Here is an 18,020-nt window from a genome sequence, read left to right as displayed (position 1 = left end):
AAGGCGGGGTTCGGACGGCAGCGGGGTGCCAGCGAAACGGATGCTTTTACGCGCGCTCGAAGATCGCCGCGAGCCCCTGCCCGCCGCCGATGCACATGGTTTCGAGCAGGTAGCGACCTTCGGTGCGCTGCAGGTGCCGGCTCGCGGTAGCGAGGATGCGGGCGCCGGTCGCGCCGACCGGATGGCCAAGGGAAATGCCGGAGCCGTTGACGTTGGTGCGGGCCCAATCTTGCGGGGTGAAGTTCCACTCCCGGCTGACGGCGAGTACCTGCGCGGCGAAGGCCTCGTTGAGCTCGATCAGGTCCATATCAGCGAGGGTAAGCCCGGCGCGTTCGAGCGCGAGCTTCGTCGCCGGTACCGGGCCGAGGCCCATGCGGGAGGGCTCGACGCCCGCCCGCGCCCAGGAGACGAGGCGCACAATTGGGGTCAGGCCGAGCTCGGCCGCGCGCTCCGGGGTGGTCACGATGCAGGCGGCGGCCGCGTCGTTCTGGCCGCTGGCGTTGCCGGCGGTGACGGTGGCGGCGGCATCCGCTTTGCCCATGATCGGGGTGAGGCCGGCCAACGCCTCGAGCGTGGTTTCGCGCGGGGTCTCGTCGACCGAGACGACGACGGGACCCTTGCGGCCGGGCACGGTAACCGGCACGATTTCCTCGAGGAAACGGCCGTCGGCGACGGCAGCGAGGGCACGGCGCTGGGACCGGGCGGCGAGCTCGTCTTGTTCGACCCGATCGAGGGAGTAGTCACGGCGCAGGTTCTCAGCGGTTTCGAGCATTCCGCCAGGCACCGGATAACGGCGGCCGCCAGCAGTTTCGCGGCCACGGCCGAGGGCGTCGCGCAGCAGCACGCCAGCGGTTCCGGCCAGGCCCCAGCGGGAATCGACCGTGTACAGCGGGGCCTGGCTCATGACATCCACGCCGCCGGCGAGAGCCAAGTCGCTCACGCCGGTCTGCACCTGCATCGCCGCATCGAGGATGGCCTGCAGTCCACTGCCGCAGCGGCGGTCGACCTGCACCCCGCCGACGGTGACGGGGAGCCCCGCGTTGAGGGCGGCGACGCGAGCGACCGGCGCTGCCTCGGCCGAAGGGTAGGCCTGCCCGAAGATGACGTCGTCGACGAGGGCGCCGTCGAGCCCTGTGCGTTCGATCAGCGCGGCGATAACCGCCGCGGCAAGGTCGGCCGGCGCGACGGTTTTGAACGCGCCACCGAACCGACCGATCGGCGTGCGGAGCGGTTCGCAGATGACGACCTGGCGCAGCGCGGTCATTCGTTTGCCCCGACCAGCGTCGTGATGGTGGTCGGCGGCGAAGGAACGAGCAGCGTCGCTTCGGTGGCGGCCTGCACTTCGTCGACGGTTATGCCGGGCGCGACCTCGCGCAGCACGAGCCCGTCGGGAGTGACATCGATCACGGCAAGATCGGTGATGATACGGGTGACGACGGCCTTGCCGGTGAGCGGCAGATCGCAGACCTTCTTGATCTTGAAGTCGCCGGCCTTGGTAACGTGTTCCATCACGACGATAACGGTGTCGGCGCCGTGCACCAGGTCCATCGCGCCGCCCATACCCTTGATCATCTTTCCGGGCACCGCCCAGTTGGCGATGTCGCCGACGACACTGACCTGCATGGCACCGAGCACGGCAACGTCGATGAGGCCGCCGCGGATCATGCCAAAGCTCTGCGCCGAATCGAAGTACGCGGCGCCCGGATTAACGGTGACGGTCTCCTTGCCGGCGTTGATCAACTTGGGGTCGGCTTCGCCCTCCCAAGGGTAGGGTCCAACGCCGAGCACCCCGTTCTCGGAGTGCAGCACGACATGCACTCCCTCGGGCAGGAAATTCGGAATGAGCGTCGGCAGACCGATTCCCAAATTGACATACGAGTCGGGCGAGAGCTCCTGCGCGGCGCGGGCCGCCATTTCGTTACGGGTGAGGGCCATCAGTTCGCTCCTACTTCTGTTGCCGGCCGCGGCCGCGTCGTGGTCTTCTCGATCGGCAGGTCGGCGGCGTCCACCGCGCCGAGCTGCACGATGCGGTTCACATAGATGCCGGCGAGGTGCACCTGATCGGGGTCGATCTGCCCGGGTTCGACCAGCTCGTCGACCTCGGCGATAGTGATTCGGCCGGCCATGCCGGCCACCGGGTTGAAGTTGCGGGCGGATTTTTCAAACACGAGGTTGCCGTGCCGGTCGCCCCTGACGGCGCGCACGAGGGCGTAATCGGTGACGATGGCCTCTTCGAGCACGTATTCTTTCTCGCTGCCGAGCGAGGAGAACCGGCGGGTTTCTTTCGGCGGGGATGACACCGTCACCTCGCCGCCCGGGCCGTAGCGCCAGGGCAGTCCGCCGTCGGCGACCATGGTGCCGACGCCACTAGCGGTGAAGAACGCCGGAATTCCGGTGCCGCCAGCCCGCAGCCGCTCCGCTAGGGTACCTTGCGGGGTGAGCTCGACCTCGAGTTCCCCGCCGAGGTAGCGGCGCGCGAAGTCCTTGTTCTCGCCGATGTAGGAGGCGATGACGCGGCTGATTCGCCCTTCGCGGAGCAGCTCGCCGAGCCCCCAGCCGTCGACGCCGCAATTGTTCGACGCAACCTGCAGGTTGGTGCTGCCAAGAGCGAGCAGGGCGCGAATGAGTACGATCGGCACGCCGACCAGTCCGAACCCGCCGACGGCGAGCGAGGCTCCGTCGGGGATATCGGCGACGGCGGCCGCGGCTGAGGGGTAGGTCTTGTCCATGGTGTTTGTCCTCTAACTCGGCCGAATGGCGGTGTCGTGGAAAGTTTCAGAAGCCGCATCGAGCCCGGAGAAGACTTCGCGGGCTACGGCGAACGCGGCATTGGCGGCCGGAACGCCCGCGTAGATGGCGGTATGCAGTATGGCTTCGCTGATCTCGGCCCGGCTCAGGCCGTTGGTCAGGGCGGCTCGCACGTGCATGGCGAGTTCGCCCTCGTGCCCGCCGGTGACGAGCGCGGCGATGGTGAGAAAACTGCGAGTGCGCCGGTCAAGGCCCGGTCGCGTCCAGATCTCACCCCAGGCGTAGCGGGTGATGAAATCTTGAAAGACAGCGGTTTCGGGGGTGATCGCGGCGGACGCCGCGTCAACGTGCTTATCGCCGAGGACCGCCCGGCGCACGAGCATGCCGTCGGCATAAGCGGATGCCGCGGTGCGGTCAGCCGAAAGCGCCGCCGGAGCCGCGGTCACGGCGGCCGCCGCCGCACCGGACCTGCCCGTTCCAGCGCCGGCCGAGGCGCCGGCCACCCACTCGCCCAGCAGCGTGCCGACCTCGGCCGGGCGTTCGAGCGACGGCAAGTGCGCGGCACCGGCGATCACTGTCGCAAAAGCTCCGGGGATGCGCGCCGCGAGCTCCTGCAGCTGCGTGCTCGGCGTCACGGTATCGAACTCGCCCGAAACGCACAGCACCGGCGTGCGGATACCGCCGACGGCATCCGTTTGGTCGAAACGGGCGAGCGCCTCGCACGCCAACGCGTAGGACTCGTCGTCGACGTCGAGCAGTTGGTTGAGCGCCTGCGCTCCAGCTTTGGGGTCGCGGCCGAGAAAATCGGGGGCGAACCAACGTGCCGCGCTGCCCGCCACGAGCGAGGGAGTGCCGCTCGCCCGCACCCCGGCAGCGCGGTCGATCCAGCCTTGCGTCGTGCCGATTTTCGCGCCCGAGCAGAACACCGCGAGGCTTGCCAGGCGCCCGGGGTGGTTGACCGCGAGGGCGAGACCGATGGCGCCGCCGAGCGAGATTCCGGCGTAATGAAAGGCACCGACCTTGATCGAGTCGACCAGACCGACGACGGCGTCGGCGATCTGGTCGATCGTGAATGCTGCAGAAGTCGTCGGGCTGAAACCGTGACCGGGCAGGTTGAAACAGAGCACCCGGTGGCTGGCGGCCAGCAGAGGCACGACGCTCGCCCAGAGATCGGTAGTGGTACCGAGCGAGGGGCCGAGCACGATGAGCGGTGCGTTGGCGTCACCGTTTCGCGCCGGCTCGACAGTGCAGAGGATGACGGGCTGGCTCATGAGGTCCTCACGTCGCTGGAAGAGAGGGTGGCTTTTTCAACGGTATCGACTGCCCCCAATACGGCCGACGCATCCGCTCGCTGGCGAAAGCTGCGCACAACGCGGTCGATGCCGGCCGCCGACTGGCCCGGCTGGCCCTCATAGTCGAAGGCCGCCCAAATCTGCGCACGCAGCGCATCGGAACAGCCCTCGGCGATCAGGATGCTCGCAAGCACCACCTGCAGCGGGCGGTTGGTGACGAAGGCTTCCTGCGAGGCACGTTCGACCAGCGCGAACGCGGTGGTCTTACCGACGGTTTCCGCCAGAATTGTGGTGACCCGCTCACTGAACACGAGTCCGTCGGTGAGGTCGAGGTTGGCCCGCATACGATCCGGATCGACGTCGAGGCGGGCGGCGAGCGACGCAGCGCCGGTCACAGCCGAAATCGTGAGCCGTTCGAGCACCCGCAGCGCCTGCCATTCGGCATGCCAGGCCCCGCTCGGACGCTGGTCTTCGGCCAGCATGCTGCCGTAGAGAGTGGATGCGAGACCCGGCGTCTGCAACGCCGCCGCCGTGATCAGCACGGCCGACACCGGGTTGCGTTTGTGCGGCATGGCGCTGGATCCGCCCTGGCCGGGAGCGAGACGTTCGCTGACCTCGGCGATTTCGGTACGGGAGAGCACCGACACGTCGAGCGCGAAGGTGCCGGCGACGCCGGTCGCAGCGGCGAACACCGAGGCCAGCTCGGAGACGACGACACGGTTCGTGTGCCAGCTGAGGCGCGGTACGACCAGTCCCACGTGGTGGGCAAACCGATCAAGCACCAGGCGGAGCACCTCGGTGCTGGGGGCGTCACTGCGCCGCGCCCGGGCGATCTCGGTGAGTACGGCGAGGTTGCCGACCGCTCCGCCGAGTTGAACCGGAAGGGTATCGCGAAAATTGTCCAGGCGGGAAACAATCAACAGTACGGCGTCGAGCCAGCTGGCTGCGACGAAGCCGAAGCTTGTCGGCGAGGCCTGCTGGCCCAGGGTGCGGCCGCTCATCACGGTGCCGCGGTGTTCATCGGCGAGGTCGGCGAGGGTGGCGCCTAGGGAATCGAGCTGATAAATCAGCTCGCACGTGACCCGGTGGGCCACGATCATGGCGGCCGTGTCGAGAATGTCCTGGCTGGTTGCTCCGACGTGAATGTGGTCAGAAGCTCCGCCCCTGATCCTCTCGGCCGCGCGGCCCAGGTGCTTCACGAACGGAATCACCGGATTTCCGCCGCCGCGTGCCTCAAGCGCGATCGCGCCGAGGTCGAACTGGCTCGCATCGGCGAGCGCGTCGCAAACCTCGAGCATCCACTCGGGGGCTAGTCCCGCATCGACGAGCGCGCGGGTGAGCGCGAGCTCGGCGTCGACCATTGCCTGCAGCCAGGCCTGATCGCTGGTCAGCTCCGACTCGCGAGTACCCTGGCTCAGAGGGTTGAGCAGCCCGGCATCAAACGTGAAGTTAGACATCGAAATCCAGAAAAACGGTCTCGTTCTCGCCCTGCACCCGAATATCGAAGCGATAGGACTCGGCTCCCCCGACGATTCCCTCTGACACGCAGATGAGCGTGTCGCGACGGTCGGCCGGCAAGCTGCTGAGCACGGCGTCGCTCTGGTGCAGCACGGAATCCTCGGCGAAATAGGCGCGGGTGAACAGGTGATGGGTCACTCCGCGGGCGAATACGGTCACCAGAATGTACGGCGCAGCGGCGCCGGCCGCACCGGGCTTGAGCGTTGTGAAGGTGTAGTGGCCAGCGATCGTGGTGGCGCAACGGCCGAACCCGGTGAAAGTGAAACCGTCACGGTCGAGGCTGCCACGGGAACGACTGAGCGCGCCGCTCTCGTCGGCCTGCCAGATCTCGAGCAGGGCGTCGAGAATTGGCTCGCCGGCGCCGTCAGTGACGGTGCCATGAAAGCGGATGGCGCGGGGATGATACCCGGGAACCAATTCTGGCCCACCGGCATAGGGCAAGGCGTAGCCGTAGAACGGGCCGACGGTCTGCGACGGGGTTTGCAGTGCTCGCTTCTGCGGGGCGGGGGGCTGCACGACGGCAGCTACTTCGGCGAGGTCAGTCATGGGCTTCTTCGCTTTCCATCCAGGTGGATTCTCTCGGGATCAGTCCGGTGCGCACGAGGTCAGTCATGGGCTTCTTCGCTTTCCATCCAGGTTGATTTGGGTCCGGTGAGCACGATGTCCCAGTTATAGCCAAGCGAGAACTCGGGCACGCTGAGGCTGTGGTCGTACGTGCCAACCAGTCGGGCGCGGGCATCAGCATCGGCGATCGACTGGTAGATCGGGTCGAGAGCGAACAACGGGTCACCGGGAAAATACATCTGGGTGATCAGGCGTTGCGTGAACGCCGTGCCGAACAGCGAGAAGTGGATGTGCGCGGGTCGCCACGCATTCATGTGGTTCTTCCACGGATAGGGGCCTGGCTTGATGGTGGTGAAGGAGTACTCGCCGTTCTCGCCGGTGATGGCACGCCCGACTCCGGTGAAGTTGGGATCGAGCGGTGCCGGATGCTGATCGCGTTTGTGCACGTAGCGTCCGCCGGCATTGGCCTGCCAGAGTTCGATCAGCTGGCGGCGCACCGGGCGGCCCTCGCCGTCGAGCACGCGGCCACTCACTGTCATCCGCTCGCCGATCGGTTCGCCGGCGTGCTGAATGGTGAGGTCACTTTCGAGCACGTTGACATCCGTATGGCCGAAGGCGGGTGAGACCCGTTCCACCTCCTCCGGGTCGACGCGCACGAGTTCGTGGGTAGGGTGGCGCAGCAGGGAGCTGCGGTACGGAGCGTAGTCGCGGCGAGGCTGCAGCTCGGGCGAGCCGCCGGCGACGACGCGGGCGGCGGCATCCGCTTCGATCGTTTCAATCTCGGTAGTGATTTCATTTTGGCTCGCCGAGCCGGTGCCGGGGCGTGGTGTTTTCTGGGTCATTGTGTCCTCGATATCGGTTAGAGCAGGAGGCCGGTGTACTGCTCGGCGAGCATGCGCGCAGCGAGTGGCGAATGAGTAACGTAGTCGAGCTGGCCGAGCTGGCTGCGGTAGTCGAAGGCGCCGGTCTGCAGGTCGCCCGGGCTGGTGTGCAACATCTCGGTCATCCACCGGGAGAACTGCTGCACCCGCCACTGCCGGGCCAGCGCCGTCTCGCTGTAACTGCTGAGTAGGGTTTCGTCCTTCGCGTAGAAAGCGGTGAAGGCCGCGGCGAGCTGGGTGACATCGGAGATGGCCGAATTGAGGCCCTTCGCGCCGGTCGGCGGCACGATGTGGCCGGCGTCTCCGACCAGAAACAGGCTGCCGTAGGCGAGGCGGGAAGCGACGAAGCTGCGCATCGGGGTGATCGATTTGTCGGTGATCTGGCCTTCCTGCAGGGCCCAGCCGGGAGTGCCCAGCCGGGTGTGCAGCGCCTCCCAGATGCGGTCGTCCGACCAGTTCACAATATCGTCGGCCGGGTCGACCTGCAGGTACAGCCGGGAGACAACCGGCGAGCGCATCGAGAGCATCGCGAAGCCGTCCTCGTGCAGGGCGTAGATCAGCTCGTCGGATGACGGTGCGACGTCGGCGAGAATGCCGAGCCAGGCGTAGGGGTAGCTGCGGTCGAACAGGGTGATCTCTTCGGCGGGGATCGACGCACGGCAGATGCCGTGGAAGCCGTCGGCGCCCACGACGAAGTCGGCGTTGATAGTGTGCTCCTCGCCGTCGTGCACGAACGTTACGCTCGGGTTCTTGGAGGTCAGGCCATCGACGGCCACGTCGGAGGCTTCGTAGTAGATCGTCGACCCGGCGGCGGCGTGTGCACTGACGAGGTCCTTGACAACCTCCTGCTGGCCGTAGACGGTGACCGTGCGGCCGATCAGCTCGTTGAAGTTCACGTTGTGACGCTCCCCCGCATACTGCAGGAAGATTCCGTCGTGCTGCAGCCCCTCGGATGCGAGGCGGTCACCCAGTCCTAGGCGGGCGAGGGTTTCGACCGATCCCTGTTCCAGGACGCCGGCTCGAATGCGGCCCACCACGTATTCCTGCGAGCGGTTTTCGATGACGATCGAATCGATGCCGACGCCCTGCAGCGCCCAGCTCAAAAGAAGGCCGGCTGGACCGGCGCCGATGATGGCGACGCGGGTGATTTCGTGGGGCACAGGTTCTCCTAGCAACGATGACAGGGTGATCTGACCAGTGTGCTGCGCTGCGCGCGGGTACGGTGCAGTGTTTCCACTCAGTGAAAGTGTCGACACTCCTTCACTGCTGAGCACGCCGGTATCCCAACGCCCGACTGACCCCCTGCGCAGCCAGGCGCACAGCTTGCTCCTGCTCCGGGTCAACCGTGTCGGTGGTGCGGGTCACGATGGATACGGCCGCTACGACTTGGCCGGTACGGTCGCGAATGGGGGCGGCCAGAGAACTCGAGCCGGCCGTCATCTCCTCGGACATGCGGGCGATGCCCATCAAGCGAATCTCGGCGAGCCGCTTTCGCACTGCCTCTGGCTCGGTGACCGTGCGCGGCAGAAAGCGCTGCAGGCTCGTGGCGAGATATTCCTGCACCACATCGGTCGGTGCATAGGCCAACAGCACCAGCCCGACCCCGGTCGAGTGCAGCGGCAGGCGCGCACCGACCCGCGAAATCAGGCGCACTACGTGATGGCCTGAGAGCTTCTCCAGATACAGCGCGTCGCGCCCGTCGAGAATAGCGAGGTGCACGTGTTCGCGCGTCGTCTCATAGAGGTCTTCGAGGTATGGCAGCGCGATGGTGCGCAGGTTGCGGGCGGTCGGGGTCTGCACGCCGAGTTCCCACAATTTCATGCCGAGCGAATACTGGCCATTCTCGTGCTTGCTCAGGCCGCCCCAGCTGACCCACTCGGCGACGAGCCGGTGCGTGGTCGACAGTGGCAGGCCAGCGCGTTGAGCGATGGCTGTCAGGGTCAGGGTGAGCGAGGTCGCTCCGGCAGGAGCCGCAAATGCGTCGAGAATGGCGAAGAGCCGGGACGCGACGGATCGATCGTCGACGGCCACGGCGTCGACGTTCGTTACTTTCTGTGCTGGTTTACCGCTCATCATCCGCCACGCTACCGGGATCAGCCAAGAACTTCCACTGGACGGAAGCGCCTGTTTTAGGGGTGAAATCCATGGCTAGTCTCCAATCAGAGCCGATGAGTCCTTCTGACGCAGGCTGATAGCGCCCGAACACCCACAGCAGCACGATCCGCACCACCACACAATGGAGTGAACATGAAGAAAATGCTCGTGATCGGATTTGCCGCGGCATCCGTTCTCGCCCTCAGCGCCTGCTCGGCCGGCGCAGACACCACTGCCCCCGCCGGGAGTGACGCCCTCACGCCCGTCACGGTGGGTGTCATCCCGATCGCCGATACCGCTCCCCTCTACCTGGGCCTGGACCTGGGCTTCTTCGAAGACGAAGGCCTCGACCTCACCATCGAGACCGCGACCGGCGGTGCCGCGATCGTGCCGGCCGTCGTCAGCGGCGACTACCAGTTCGGCTTCAGCAACCTGGTCTCGCTCATGGTCGCCAACGACAAGGGCCTGCCGCTCAAGGTCGTCAACTCGGCCGTCGCGTCGACCGGCGATGTCGATAGCGACTTCGGCGCTGTCATCGTCAAGGGCGACTCCCCCGTCGAAACGCTCGCCGACCTCGACGGCAAGACCGTCTCGGGCAACAGCCTGAACAACATTGTCGACACGGTCATGCGAGCCTCGATCGACCGCCTCGGCGGCGACTCCTCGTCGATCTCCTTCGTCGAAATTCCGTTCCCCGACGCCAGCGCAGCCGTGGAAAACGGTCAGGTCGACGCAGCCTTCGTCGTCGAACCGTTCGTCACCGCCGCCATCGAAAGCGGCCAGCGCGTCATCTCCTACGGCTACGCCGACTTCGACCTGAACCTCGACGTGGCCGCGTACTTCTCCTCTGCCGCGACCGTTGAGGGCGACACAGAACTCGTCACCAAGTTTCAGGCCGCGATGAAGAAGTCGCTCGAATATGCAGAGGCCAACCCTGACGCCGTGCGCGCAATCATCGCGACCTACACCAAGACCCCGCCCGAGGTGCTCGCGAAAATCGTGCTCCCGAAGTTCCCAACCGAATTCAGCGTGGACGCCGTCACCGCCCTCGGCGAAGCGGCCCTCAAGTACGGCGTGGTCGAGACCGCACCCGACGTGTCCACGTTCCTGCCGTAACCGAAGCATCCGTTTGAATCGCACCGACCACGAGGAAGTGGCTTGCCAGAATGAGAAAACAACGTAGCACTGCTGCCGGGCTGAAAGCGAAAGCTTTGGGCCTGGGCATCGGTGGAATTATCCTGTTCTTCCTGATCTGGGAAGCCGCTCCCCGCCTCGGCCTGGTCAGCGATCGCTACCTGCCGCCGGCCAGTGAGGTGCTCGCGCGCCTCGGGGAGTACCTCACCGAGGCCGCGTTCTGGAACGACGTCGCCGACACCATGATGAGCTGGGCTCTTGGCCTTGCCATCGCCACGGTCGCCGCGATTGTCGTTGGCCTCATCATCGGCTCCAGCCGGTTTCTCCGCCGCGCCACCCACACCACGATCGAGTTTCTGCGCCCGATCCCTTCAGTCGCCCTCATCCCGCTCGCCGTGCTGATCTTCGGCACCAGCATCGAGTCGACCCTGCTGCTCGTGGTCTATGCCTCCTTTTGGCAAGTGCTGCTGCAGTTGCTCTACGGCATTGCCGATGTGGATGCCGTCGCCAACGACACCGCCAAGAGTTACGGCCTCGGACGGCTCGCCCGGGTGCGCTACGTGATCTGGCCCACCGCCCTGCCCTACCTGATGACCGGGCTCCGCCTGGCCGCGGCCGTCGCCCTGATTCTGGCGATCACCGCCGAACTCATCATCGGCACCCCCGGCCTCGGCAAGCAGATCGCTCTCACCCAGGCGGGCGGCGCAATCTCGTCGATGTATGCCCTCGTGCTCGCGACCGGCATGATCGGCGTGCTCATCAACCTCGCCGCTCGCATCATTGAAAAACGTGTGCTGTCCTGGCATCCTTCCGTGAGAGGAGAGGTCGTCCTGTGAGTCCCCTCAAACGCATCGCCTACTTCGTCGGCCTGCCCATTCTGCTCATCATTGTCTGGTGGGCGCTCTCCTTCGGTTCCACGAACTTCTTCGTACCCAAGCCGATCGAACTTGCCCAGACCCTGTGGTCCACTTGGATCGGCGACCGTTTCTTCGATGACGTTCTGCCGAGCCTCGGCCGTCTCGCGGTCGGCCTGTTCTTCGCCATCGCCCTCGGCATCGTGCTCGGCCTGCTCATCGGCTCCACCCGTTGGCTGCGCAACCTGCTCGAACCGCTGCTCGAATTCTTTCGCGCCATCCCGCCGCCCGTGCTCGTGCCGCTGCTCATGCTGCTCATCGGCATCAACGACGGCATGAAGGTCGCCGTCATTATCTCCGGCGCCATCTGGCCGGTGCTACTCAACACCGTCGAGGGCGTACGCGCCGTCGACTCGGTACTGAACGACAGCTGCCGCAGCTACGGCATTGCCGGTTTCGCACGCATCCGCTATTTCGTGCTCCCCGCGGTGACCCCGCAGATCATGGCCGGCGTGCGCCAGTCGCTGTCGATCGGCCTGATTCTGATGGTGATCAGCGAGATGTTCGCCTCCTCCTCTGGCCTTGGCTTCACCATCGTGCAGTTTCAACGCAACTTCGCCATCCCCGAAATGTGGAGCGGCATCGTCGTGCTCGGCCTGATCGGCCTGGGCCTGGCCCTCATCTTTCAATTCGTCGAACGACGGGTACTGCATTGGTACCACGGTCTGAAGGAGATCACTCATGACAGTTAGCGAGACCACCATGAACCAGCCCGTACAGCCCGTCCAGCCAATCCAGGCCGTGCCGATGCTCTCGGTGCGCGGCCTGCAGAAGATCTACAAGGTGCCCGGCGGCGATGTCGAGGCCGTGCGGGACCTCACATTCGACCTCGCCGAGGGTGAATTGGTCTGCCTCGTCGGCCCTTCCGGCTCGGGCAAGACCACCCTGCTCAAATGCATCTCCGGCCTGATGGAACAGACCAGCGGCACAGTCGAACTGAACGGCAGCAAGGTCACAGGCCCGCCCAAATCGATGGCCGTCGTCTTTCAGGAATACGGCCGCAGCCTCTTTCCCTGGATGACCGTTCGCGCCAACGTGGAACTGCCGCTGAAGAACCAGAAGGTTCCCAAAGCCGAACGCGCCGCGCTCGTCGACGCCGCCCTCAAGTCGGTCGGGCTGGACCACGTTCCCAAGAGCTATCCCTGGCAGCTGTCGGGCGGCATGCAGCAGCGCGTGGCCATCGCCCGCGCCGTGGCTTACCGCCCCCAGGTGCTGCTGATGGATGAGCCGTTCGCGGCCGTCGATGCGCAGACCCGCGCCGACCTCGAAGACCTCATCCGCACCATCTGGAAGCAGCTCGGCGTGACCATTCTGTTCGTGACCCACGACATCGACGAGTCGGTCTACCTCGGCGAGCGCGTCATTGTGCTCTCGAGCTCCCCCACCGTCGTGCAGGAAGACCTCAAAATCGACCTGCCCGCCGAACGCGACCAGCTCAACACACGTGCCCTCCCGCGCTTCATGGAGCTACGCTCGCACGTTTACGCCGAGATCCAGCGCGCCAAGCTCGGCCCGGTCACCGAGCAGATCACCGCGCAGCGCAGGGCGTCGCTCAGGTAGCTGCCGTAGTAAAGCGGATGCCCCGGCGACAGTCGCCGGGGCATCCGCTTTTTGTAATCGCTAGGAAACGGCGATCGTGACGATCGCGAGGCCGCCGCGCGCGGCATCCGCCTGGAGGCCGGACGGCGAGGTGAGCGCGCGCGAGACGCAGCAGCACATCGTGGCGGCGGTGTGCTGCTGGCGTTCGCTGTAGAACACGTCGCGGTGATCGATGGCTCCCTCCAGGGCGAGCACCTTGACCTCGCACAGGCCACATTCGCCCTTGCGGCAGTCGAACATCATCTCGACGCCGGCGTCTTCGAGAGCTTCGAGCATTGAGCGGCCAGCCGACACGCGCGTTTCAACGCCGAGTCGCGGCACCCGCACGATGAACTCCTCCGGGTCGTACCAACCGCTGTTGCCGAAGGTTTCGAACCGCAGGTTGGGATAGGTGAGCTCGCGTTCGCGCCAGGCGCGGCGCACCGCATCCATCAGGCGGATCGGCCCGCACATGTAGAGCTCGGTCTGCTGGTCAACGCTGCCGACCAACTCGGCCACCGACAATTCGGTGCCCTCGTCGTCGATATGCACCCGCAGGTTGTCGCCGTGCAGCGCATGCAGCTCAGGCAGGTAGGCCATGCGCTCCCGGCTGCGGGCCGCGTAGACGAGTGTGTACTTCGCGCCGAGTTTCCTCAGTACCCGCGCCATATTGACGATCGCGGTCACACCGATGCCGCCGGCCAACAGCACGTAGCTTGGTGCGCCGACCCGCAGCGGAAAGTTCTGCAGCGGCTGGGTGATCTCGAGCGTATCGCCCGGGTTCAACGAGTGCATAAAGATCGAGCCGCCGCGGGACAGCGGTGCCTGCAGCACGCTGATCGCCACCCGCGAGCCATCGTCGGTAGAGTCGACGACGGAGTACGAACGCTTCTGCCGCTCGCCATTGACCGTGACGAACACGTCGAGGTGCGAACCCGGTTCGGCCCGTTTGGGTGAGGCTGGCTCCAGCACGATGCGCTGGATGTTGGTGGCAACGGCCACGGTCTCGATGACCGTCGCCTGCTGCCAGACCTCAATATTGGTGGCTGCCATGGTTGTGCCCGCCTAGTTGGCGTCGCGAACGCGGCCAGTGCGGCCGGCGGAGACCGATCGGCCTTCGTCCTCGAGCATCCGCTCGATCAGGCGGCGCACCCACAGACCGCCGGCATCGATATTGAGGTTGTAGAACTCGTAGTCGGGGTTGGCGTCGATGGCGGTCTGCTGGGCCAGGAGCATGTCCTCGTCCTCCTTGAACACGCCGGAGACGCCGGCGCGCAACTGTGAGGTGATCAGCTGGCTTTCCAGGCGGTAATTGCGCATGAAGGCCCAGAAGTAGTGCGCACTGCGTGCTGTTTCCGGGGTGATGGTGTTCATAACATAGCCGTTGACACCCTGGCTGCGGTCGCCTTCAGGCGCGCCAGTACCAGCCTTGGCAACTCCCACATCAATGTTGATGGTCGAGGGCGCTTCAAAGTGGATGATCTGCCACCGGTCGACCTTGCCAGTGAAGCCCGGAAACTTGTCCCGCATGTTCTTCAGCCAGAACGGCGGCGCGTCGATGCCCCGCATCCAGCGTGAAACCGTGACGGTGGTGTCGTCGTGCGTGACCTCGAAGTCGGATTCGCTCAGCTCAGCCTGGCCAATGCTCGAGCCGTGCACGAATTCTTCGTGGGTCAGGTCCATCAGGTTGTCCAGCACGAGCTGGTAGTTGCAAGTGACCGGAATAGTGAGGCCGTCGCCGGCCCACTCGGGGTGGTCCATCTGGTGCATGTCGGGAATGGTGTCGGGGTTGGCGAGGCTCGCGTCGCCGAGCCAGACCCAGACAAAACGGTGGCGTTCGACGACCGGGTACGAGGGCACGGTCGCGCTCGGGTTGATGGTCTCCTGCGCGGGCATCGACACGCAGCGGCCGGCGGAGTTGTAGACGATGCCGTGGTACGGGCACTGAATCTCGTCCTTGGTGAGCAGCTTGCCCTGCGATAGCGGGGCGAGACGGTGCCAGCATGCGTCGGCGAGCGCCACCGGCCGACCATCTTCGGTGCGGTAGATGGCGAGCGGCTTATCGGCGACCTTTCGGGAGATCAGCTTGCGGGTGACCTCGTGGTCCCAGGCGGCGACGTACCAGGTATTGAGCGGGTAGTTGAGTACCTTGTTCGTGGTCGAACTCTTGGTCTGGATAATCGTCATTGATGACCTCCGGTCAGCTAACTATCCCCATAGATAGTTAGCGCAGGTTCAGACTATCTATGCTGGTAGTTACTTACAAGACCGAAATGAGAACGCTTTGAGCCTTCGACACGCCCTGTTGGCGCTTCTCACCGTGGAACCGATGACCGGATACGACCTGTCCAAGGCGTTTCAGGCATCCGTTTCGCATGTCTGGCATGCCCCCGACTCGCAGATCTACCCGGAATTACGCCGCATGGAAGCCGACGGCCTGCTCGTCGGCGCCGAGGTTCCGTGGGGGCCGCGCGGCAAGAAGCGCGAATACCACGTGACGACGGCCGGCCTCGACGCCTTTCGCGCCTGGATGAACGAGCCGCTCAGCTACACCCGCGAACGCGACCCGGCCCACCTGAAGGCCGCCTACCTCGAGTGGGCCGAGCCCGACGCGGCGCGCGCTGCGCTGCACGCCCATATCGCGAACTTCGACGAACAGCGGGTCGAGTGGCTCGCGAAGGTGCGCGAGATCGACACCGGAACGAGCACCATGCTCGAAAAACGCCTCACCCACGCGCCGGCGAGCGAGCACGCGAGCATCCGTGCCTACAAGCGCTATACCTATGAGGGCTTGATCGCGCGGGCCGAGCACGAGATCCAGTGGGCCGAGCGGGGGCTCGCGCTCATCGATGAGCTCAATAAAACGGATGTCCCACTTGGTTGACCACCTGGAAAATCGCGGCGCGGGTACCCGTGAGCAGGATCCGCGCGATCGCCGCTCCAAGGTGATCGCGGCCGCGCCGGCCGGCCGGCGGCATCCGTTCCACCGCCGTGCGCATAACTCCTGCAATCTGCACGGTCGCGGGAATCCCACTGCGGAATCCTGCGGAAGTCTTTGGCGCTCCCCACAAATTGCAGGAGTTATGCGCCGGGAAACCCGTGCAACAACCGAATGCGCGCGCTCCAACCGGCCGCCGCGTTTCGAGCAGATTACAAGATGACCCAATTCGTGCAGAAGAGTTGCGCTGATTGTTGAACAATCATAGGCTTTCTCACAATCAGTGACCGCCGGTGGTGACTCGTATCCCAAAGAAGTGAGCAGCACCCATGGCCACGAGCGTTACCCGCAAACCAAAGAAGCTGAAGAACAAACACCGTGGCGCACTCCTCGGGGCGATGTTTCTCATGGCGACCAGCGCGGTCGGCCCCGGCTTCATCGTGCAGACCACCACCTTCACAGTGCAGCTCGGCGCCGCCTTCGCCTTCGCCATCGTGGTGTCGATCCTGGTGGACATCGCCGTGCAACTGAACGTGTGGCGAGTGATCGGGGTCAGCGGCAAGCGCGCCCAGGAACTCGCCAACACCGTGCTGCCCGGCGCCGGCTGGTTTCTCGCCGCCCTGATCTTCACCGGTGGACTGATCTTCAACGTGGGAAACATCGCCGGAACCGGCCTCGGCACGAACGTTCTGTTCGGCATCGACCCGAAGATCGGCGGACTCGTGTCGGCCGCCGTGGCCATCGCCATCTTCCTGAGCAAGCGCGCCGGTGTGGCGCTTGACAAGATTGTGGTCGTGCTCGGCGCCGTCATGATTCTGCTGATCGGCTACGTGGCTATCGTGTCGCAACCGCCGCTCGGCGAAGCGCTCAAGAACGCCGTGATTCCCGACAACGTGGACTTTCTCATCATCACGACCCTCATCGGCGGCACCATCGGCGGGTACATCACCTATGCCGGCGCGCACCGCATGATCGATGCCGGCGTTTCCGGCCGCGAGAACGTCGGCGAGATCACCAAGAGCTCCATCCTCGGCATCATTATCACCGGCGTCATCCGGGTGCTGTTGTTTCTTGCGATTCTCGGCGTTGTCGCCGGCGGCGTTGCCCTCACCAGCGACAACCTCGCGGCCGAAGCGTTCCAGTCCGCGGCCGGCGACATTGGCCTCAAGTTGTTCGGTGTGATCCTCTGGGCCGCATCGATCACCTCGGTGATCGGCGCCGCGTACACGTCGATCTCGTTCGTCACCACCGCCAAGACCTCGCCGCGGGTACGCAGCATCGGCACCTGCGTGTTCATCGCGGTGTCGGCAACGGCCTTCACTCTGCTCGGCCAGGCTCCGGCCACCCTGCTCATCATGGCCGGCGCCGTGAACGGGCTGATCCTTCCGGTCGGCTTTGCAGTCATCCTCTGGGTGGCGTGGCGCCGCCGCGACCTACTCGGCGGCTACGTATACCCGAAGTGGCTGCTCGTCGTCGGTGTCGCCGCCTGGCTCCTCACCCTCTATCTCGGCTACCGCTCGCTCGGCGGCCTCGTGCAGCTGTGGGCGTGAGTGCCATCGACCGGGCCAATCTCTCGCCTGCCCAGGCTCGCGCACTGTTTCGCGACGGCCTCGCCACGCCGACGGCGGGCTGGTCGAGCGGTTTCACCCAGGCGAACCTCATCATCGTGCCGAAGGAGCAGGCCTTCGACGTTCTGCTGTTCGCCGAACGCAATCCCAAGCCGTGCCCGATTCTCGGCGTGCTCGAGGCCGGGCAGACGACTGGCCCGCTGCTGCTCGGCGGCGACATTCGCACCGATGTCGGGCGCTACACGGTCTATCAGAACGGGGTGCTCGTCGATGAGCCCACCGACCTTTCGGCGTGGTGGCGCGACGACCTGGTGACCTTCATCGTCGGCTGCAGTTTCACGTTCGAGGCGGCTCTTCAGGGCGCGGGCATTCCGATCGCGCACATCGAGCAGGGCCGGAACGTACCGATGTACCGCACCAACCGGCGCTGCGCATCCGCTGGCAGTATGGCGGGCCCCCTCGTCGTGTCGATGCGCCCGATCGGCGCTGACCGGGTAGCAGATGCTGCGCGCATCACCGCCCAGTACCCCGCCGTCCACGGCGCCCCCGTACATATCGGGGATCCGACCGATCTGGGAATCCTTGACCTCGCCAACCCCGATTTCGGAGACCCTGTGACGGTGGCCGACGGCTTCGTTCCCGTGTTCTGGGCCTGTGGAGTCACACCGCAAGCGGCCGTGATGGAGTCCCGCCCGCCGCTGGCGATCGGCCACGCCCCCGGCCACATGCTCATCACGGACGCCCGCGACTCCGACTATCTGGTGCCGTAGCGCGCCTCAACGGATGCCGCA

18 protein-coding genes are annotated in these 18,020 nt (G+C 65.5%); 7 read left to right on the top strand and 11 right to left on the bottom strand.

Features of this window, described 5'->3' with window-relative positions:
* Positions 1–46 precede the first annotated feature (46 nt).
* The 9 genes from CXY70_RS09390 to CXY70_RS09350 form a co-directional block, all read right to left on the bottom strand.
* Complete coding sequence (locus CXY70_RS09390; protein ID WP_233205862.1) at positions 47–1,264, bottom strand: acetyl-CoA C-acetyltransferase; 1,218 nt, start codon at positions 1,262–1,264, stop codon at positions 47–49.
* Positions 1,261–1,935: a 3-oxoacid CoA-transferase subunit B gene (locus CXY70_RS09385; RefSeq protein WP_104192098.1), complete on the bottom strand. Its 675-nt coding sequence runs from the start codon at positions 1,933–1,935 to the stop codon at positions 1,261–1,263. Before CXY70_RS09385 ends, CXY70_RS09390 begins: the two co-directional genes overlap by 4 nt.
* Entirely contained in the window at positions 1,935–2,729 is a 795-nt protein-coding gene (locus tag CXY70_RS09380) for a CoA transferase subunit A (protein WP_104192097.1), read from the bottom strand. Before CXY70_RS09380 ends, CXY70_RS09385 begins: the two co-directional genes overlap by 1 nt.
* A gap of 12 nt (positions 2,730–2,741) precedes the next feature.
* On the bottom strand, positions 2,742–4,019 hold the full coding sequence (gene pcaC, locus CXY70_RS18670; protein ID WP_104192096.1) for a 4-carboxymuconolactone decarboxylase: 1,278 nt from the start codon (positions 4,017–4,019) through the stop codon (positions 2,742–2,744).
* The gene (locus CXY70_RS09370; protein WP_104192095.1) at positions 4,016–5,497 is read right to left on the bottom strand and encodes a lyase family protein; all 1,482 of its coding nucleotides are present in this window, start codon (positions 5,495–5,497) and stop codon (positions 4,016–4,018) included. The genes pcaC and CXY70_RS09370 overlap by 4 nt, the downstream gene beginning before the upstream one ends.
* Positions 5,490–6,104, bottom strand: coding sequence for a protocatechuate 3,4-dioxygenase subunit alpha (gene pcaG / locus CXY70_RS09365; RefSeq protein ID WP_104192094.1), 615 nt, complete (start codon positions 6,102–6,104; stop codon positions 5,490–5,492). Before pcaG ends, CXY70_RS09370 begins: the two co-directional genes overlap by 8 nt.
* A 59-nt stretch (positions 6,105–6,163) precedes the next feature.
* Entirely contained in the window at positions 6,164–6,964 is an 801-nt protein-coding gene (pcaH, locus tag CXY70_RS09360) for a protocatechuate 3,4-dioxygenase subunit beta (protein ID WP_104192093.1), read from the bottom strand.
* 17 nt (positions 6,965–6,981) lie between these two features.
* Positions 6,982–8,163 carry a 4-hydroxybenzoate 3-monooxygenase gene (locus tag CXY70_RS09355; protein WP_104192092.1) on the bottom strand — a complete coding sequence of 394 codons (1,182 nt, stop codon included), beginning with the start codon at positions 8,161–8,163 and terminating at the stop codon, positions 6,982–6,984.
* A 100-nt stretch (positions 8,164–8,263) separates the two neighbouring features.
* Complete coding sequence (locus CXY70_RS09350) at positions 8,264–9,076, bottom strand: IclR family transcriptional regulator (protein WP_104192194.1); 813 nt, start codon at positions 9,074–9,076, stop codon at positions 8,264–8,266.
* 174 nt (positions 9,077–9,250) lie between these two features.
* Between CXY70_RS09350 and CXY70_RS09345 the strand changes: the two genes are divergently transcribed.
* From CXY70_RS09345 to CXY70_RS09330, 4 genes are read left to right on the top strand one after another with little or no spacing between them, the layout of a single operon-like run.
* Positions 9,251–10,213: an ABC transporter substrate-binding protein gene (locus tag CXY70_RS09345; RefSeq protein ID WP_104192091.1), complete on the top strand. Its 963-nt coding sequence runs from the start codon at positions 9,251–9,253 to the stop codon at positions 10,211–10,213.
* A 50-nt stretch (positions 10,214–10,263) separates the two neighbouring features.
* Complete coding sequence (locus tag CXY70_RS09340; RefSeq protein WP_104192090.1) at positions 10,264–11,067, top strand: ABC transporter permease; 804 nt, start codon at positions 10,264–10,266, stop codon at positions 11,065–11,067.
* Positions 11,064–11,837 carry an ABC transporter permease gene (locus CXY70_RS09335; RefSeq protein ID WP_104192089.1) on the top strand — a complete coding sequence of 258 codons (774 nt, stop codon included), beginning with the start codon at positions 11,064–11,066 and terminating at the stop codon, positions 11,835–11,837. Before CXY70_RS09340 ends, CXY70_RS09335 begins: the two co-directional genes overlap by 4 nt.
* A 55-nt stretch (positions 11,838–11,892) precedes the next feature.
* Positions 11,893–12,705: an ABC transporter ATP-binding protein gene (locus tag CXY70_RS09330; protein ID WP_104192193.1), complete on the top strand. Its 813-nt coding sequence runs from the start codon at positions 11,893–11,895 to the stop codon at positions 12,703–12,705.
* Positions 12,706–12,765: 60 nt separating this feature from the next.
* On the opposite strand, the gene CXY70_RS09325 is transcribed toward CXY70_RS09330, so the two are convergent.
* Both CXY70_RS09325 and CXY70_RS09320 read right to left on the bottom strand, forming a co-directional pair.
* Positions 12,766–13,776: a PDR/VanB family oxidoreductase gene (locus CXY70_RS09325; protein WP_104192088.1), complete on the bottom strand. Its 1,011-nt coding sequence runs from the start codon at positions 13,774–13,776 to the stop codon at positions 12,766–12,768.
* 12 nt (positions 13,777–13,788) lie between these two features.
* The gene (locus CXY70_RS09320) at positions 13,789–14,910 is read right to left on the bottom strand and encodes an aromatic ring-hydroxylating dioxygenase subunit alpha (RefSeq protein ID WP_104192087.1); all 1,122 of its coding nucleotides are present in this window, start codon (positions 14,908–14,910) and stop codon (positions 13,789–13,791) included.
* A gap of 97 nt (positions 14,911–15,007) precedes the next feature.
* Here CXY70_RS09320 and CXY70_RS09315 point away from each other — a divergent pair, with 97 nt between their 5' ends.
* The 3 genes from CXY70_RS09315 to CXY70_RS09305 all read left to right on the top strand — a co-directional run bounded on the left by CXY70_RS09315 (position 15,008) and on the right by CXY70_RS09305 (position 17,999).
* Complete coding sequence (locus tag CXY70_RS09315; RefSeq protein ID WP_104192086.1) at positions 15,008–15,607, top strand: PadR family transcriptional regulator; 600 nt, start codon at positions 15,008–15,010, stop codon at positions 15,605–15,607.
* Between the two features lie 383 nt (positions 15,608–15,990).
* Positions 15,991–17,211 carry an NRAMP family divalent metal transporter gene (locus CXY70_RS09310; RefSeq protein ID WP_233205861.1) on the top strand — a complete coding sequence of 407 codons (1,221 nt, stop codon included), beginning with the start codon at positions 15,991–15,993 and terminating at the stop codon, positions 17,209–17,211.
* Positions 17,208–17,999: a putative hydro-lyase gene (locus tag CXY70_RS09305; RefSeq protein WP_369852333.1), complete on the top strand. Its 792-nt coding sequence runs from the start codon at positions 17,208–17,210 to the stop codon at positions 17,997–17,999. Before CXY70_RS09310 ends, CXY70_RS09305 begins: the two co-directional genes overlap by 4 nt.
* The last annotated feature ends 21 nt before the right edge of the window (positions 18,000–18,020 follow it).

It is taken from the genome of Cryobacterium sp. Y82, from assembly GCF_002929495.1.
Classification (GTDB): Bacteria; Actinomycetota; Actinomycetes; order Actinomycetales; family Microbacteriaceae; genus Cryobacterium; species Cryobacterium serini.
Note: the sequence above shows the minus strand (reverse complement) of the source record. Positions and strands in the feature narration are given on the sequence as shown.

Bases quoted from the DNA above. Each gene is read 5' to 3' on its own strand.
- CXY70_RS09390 (WP_233205862.1), bottom strand. From the start codon at position 1,264: ATGACCGCGCTGCGCCAGGTCGTCATCTGCGAACCGCTCCGCACGCCG.
- CXY70_RS09385 (WP_104192098.1), bottom strand. From the start codon at position 1,935: ATGGCCCTCACCCGTAACGAAATGGCGGCCCGCGCCGCGCAGGAGCTC.
- CXY70_RS09380 (WP_104192097.1), bottom strand. From the start codon at position 2,729: ATGGACAAGACCTACCCCTCAGCCGCGGCCGCCGTCGCCGATATCCCC.
- pcaC (WP_104192096.1), bottom strand. From the start codon at position 4,019: ATGAGCCAGCCCGTCATCCTCTGCACTGTCGAGCCGGCGCGAAACGGT.
- CXY70_RS09370 (WP_104192095.1), bottom strand. From the start codon at position 5,497: ATGTCTAACTTCACGTTTGATGCCGGGCTGCTCAACCCTCTGAGCCAG.
- pcaG (WP_104192094.1), bottom strand. From the start codon at position 6,104: ATGACTGACCTCGCCGAAGTAGCTGCCGTCGTGCAGCCCCCCGCCCCG.
- pcaH (WP_104192093.1), bottom strand. From the start codon at position 6,964: ATGACCCAGAAAACACCACGCCCCGGCACCGGCTCGGCGAGCCAAAAT.
- CXY70_RS09350 (WP_104192194.1), bottom strand. From the start codon at position 9,076: ATGAGCGGTAAACCAGCACAGAAAGTAACGAACGTCGACGCCGTGGCC.
- CXY70_RS09345 (WP_104192091.1), top strand. From the start codon at position 9,251: ATGAAGAAAATGCTCGTGATCGGATTTGCCGCGGCATCCGTTCTCGCC.
- CXY70_RS09340 (WP_104192090.1), top strand. From the start codon at position 10,264: ATGAGAAAACAACGTAGCACTGCTGCCGGGCTGAAAGCGAAAGCTTTG.
- CXY70_RS09330 (WP_104192193.1), top strand. From the start codon at position 11,893: ATGCTCTCGGTGCGCGGCCTGCAGAAGATCTACAAGGTGCCCGGCGGC.
- CXY70_RS09325 (WP_104192088.1), bottom strand. From the start codon at position 13,776: ATGGCAGCCACCAATATTGAGGTCTGGCAGCAGGCGACGGTCATCGAG.
- CXY70_RS09320 (WP_104192087.1), bottom strand. From the start codon at position 14,910: ATGACGATTATCCAGACCAAGAGTTCGACCACGAACAAGGTACTCAAC.
- CXY70_RS09310 (WP_233205861.1), top strand. From the start codon at position 15,991: ATGGCCACGAGCGTTACCCGCAAACCAAAGAAGCTGAAGAACAAACAC.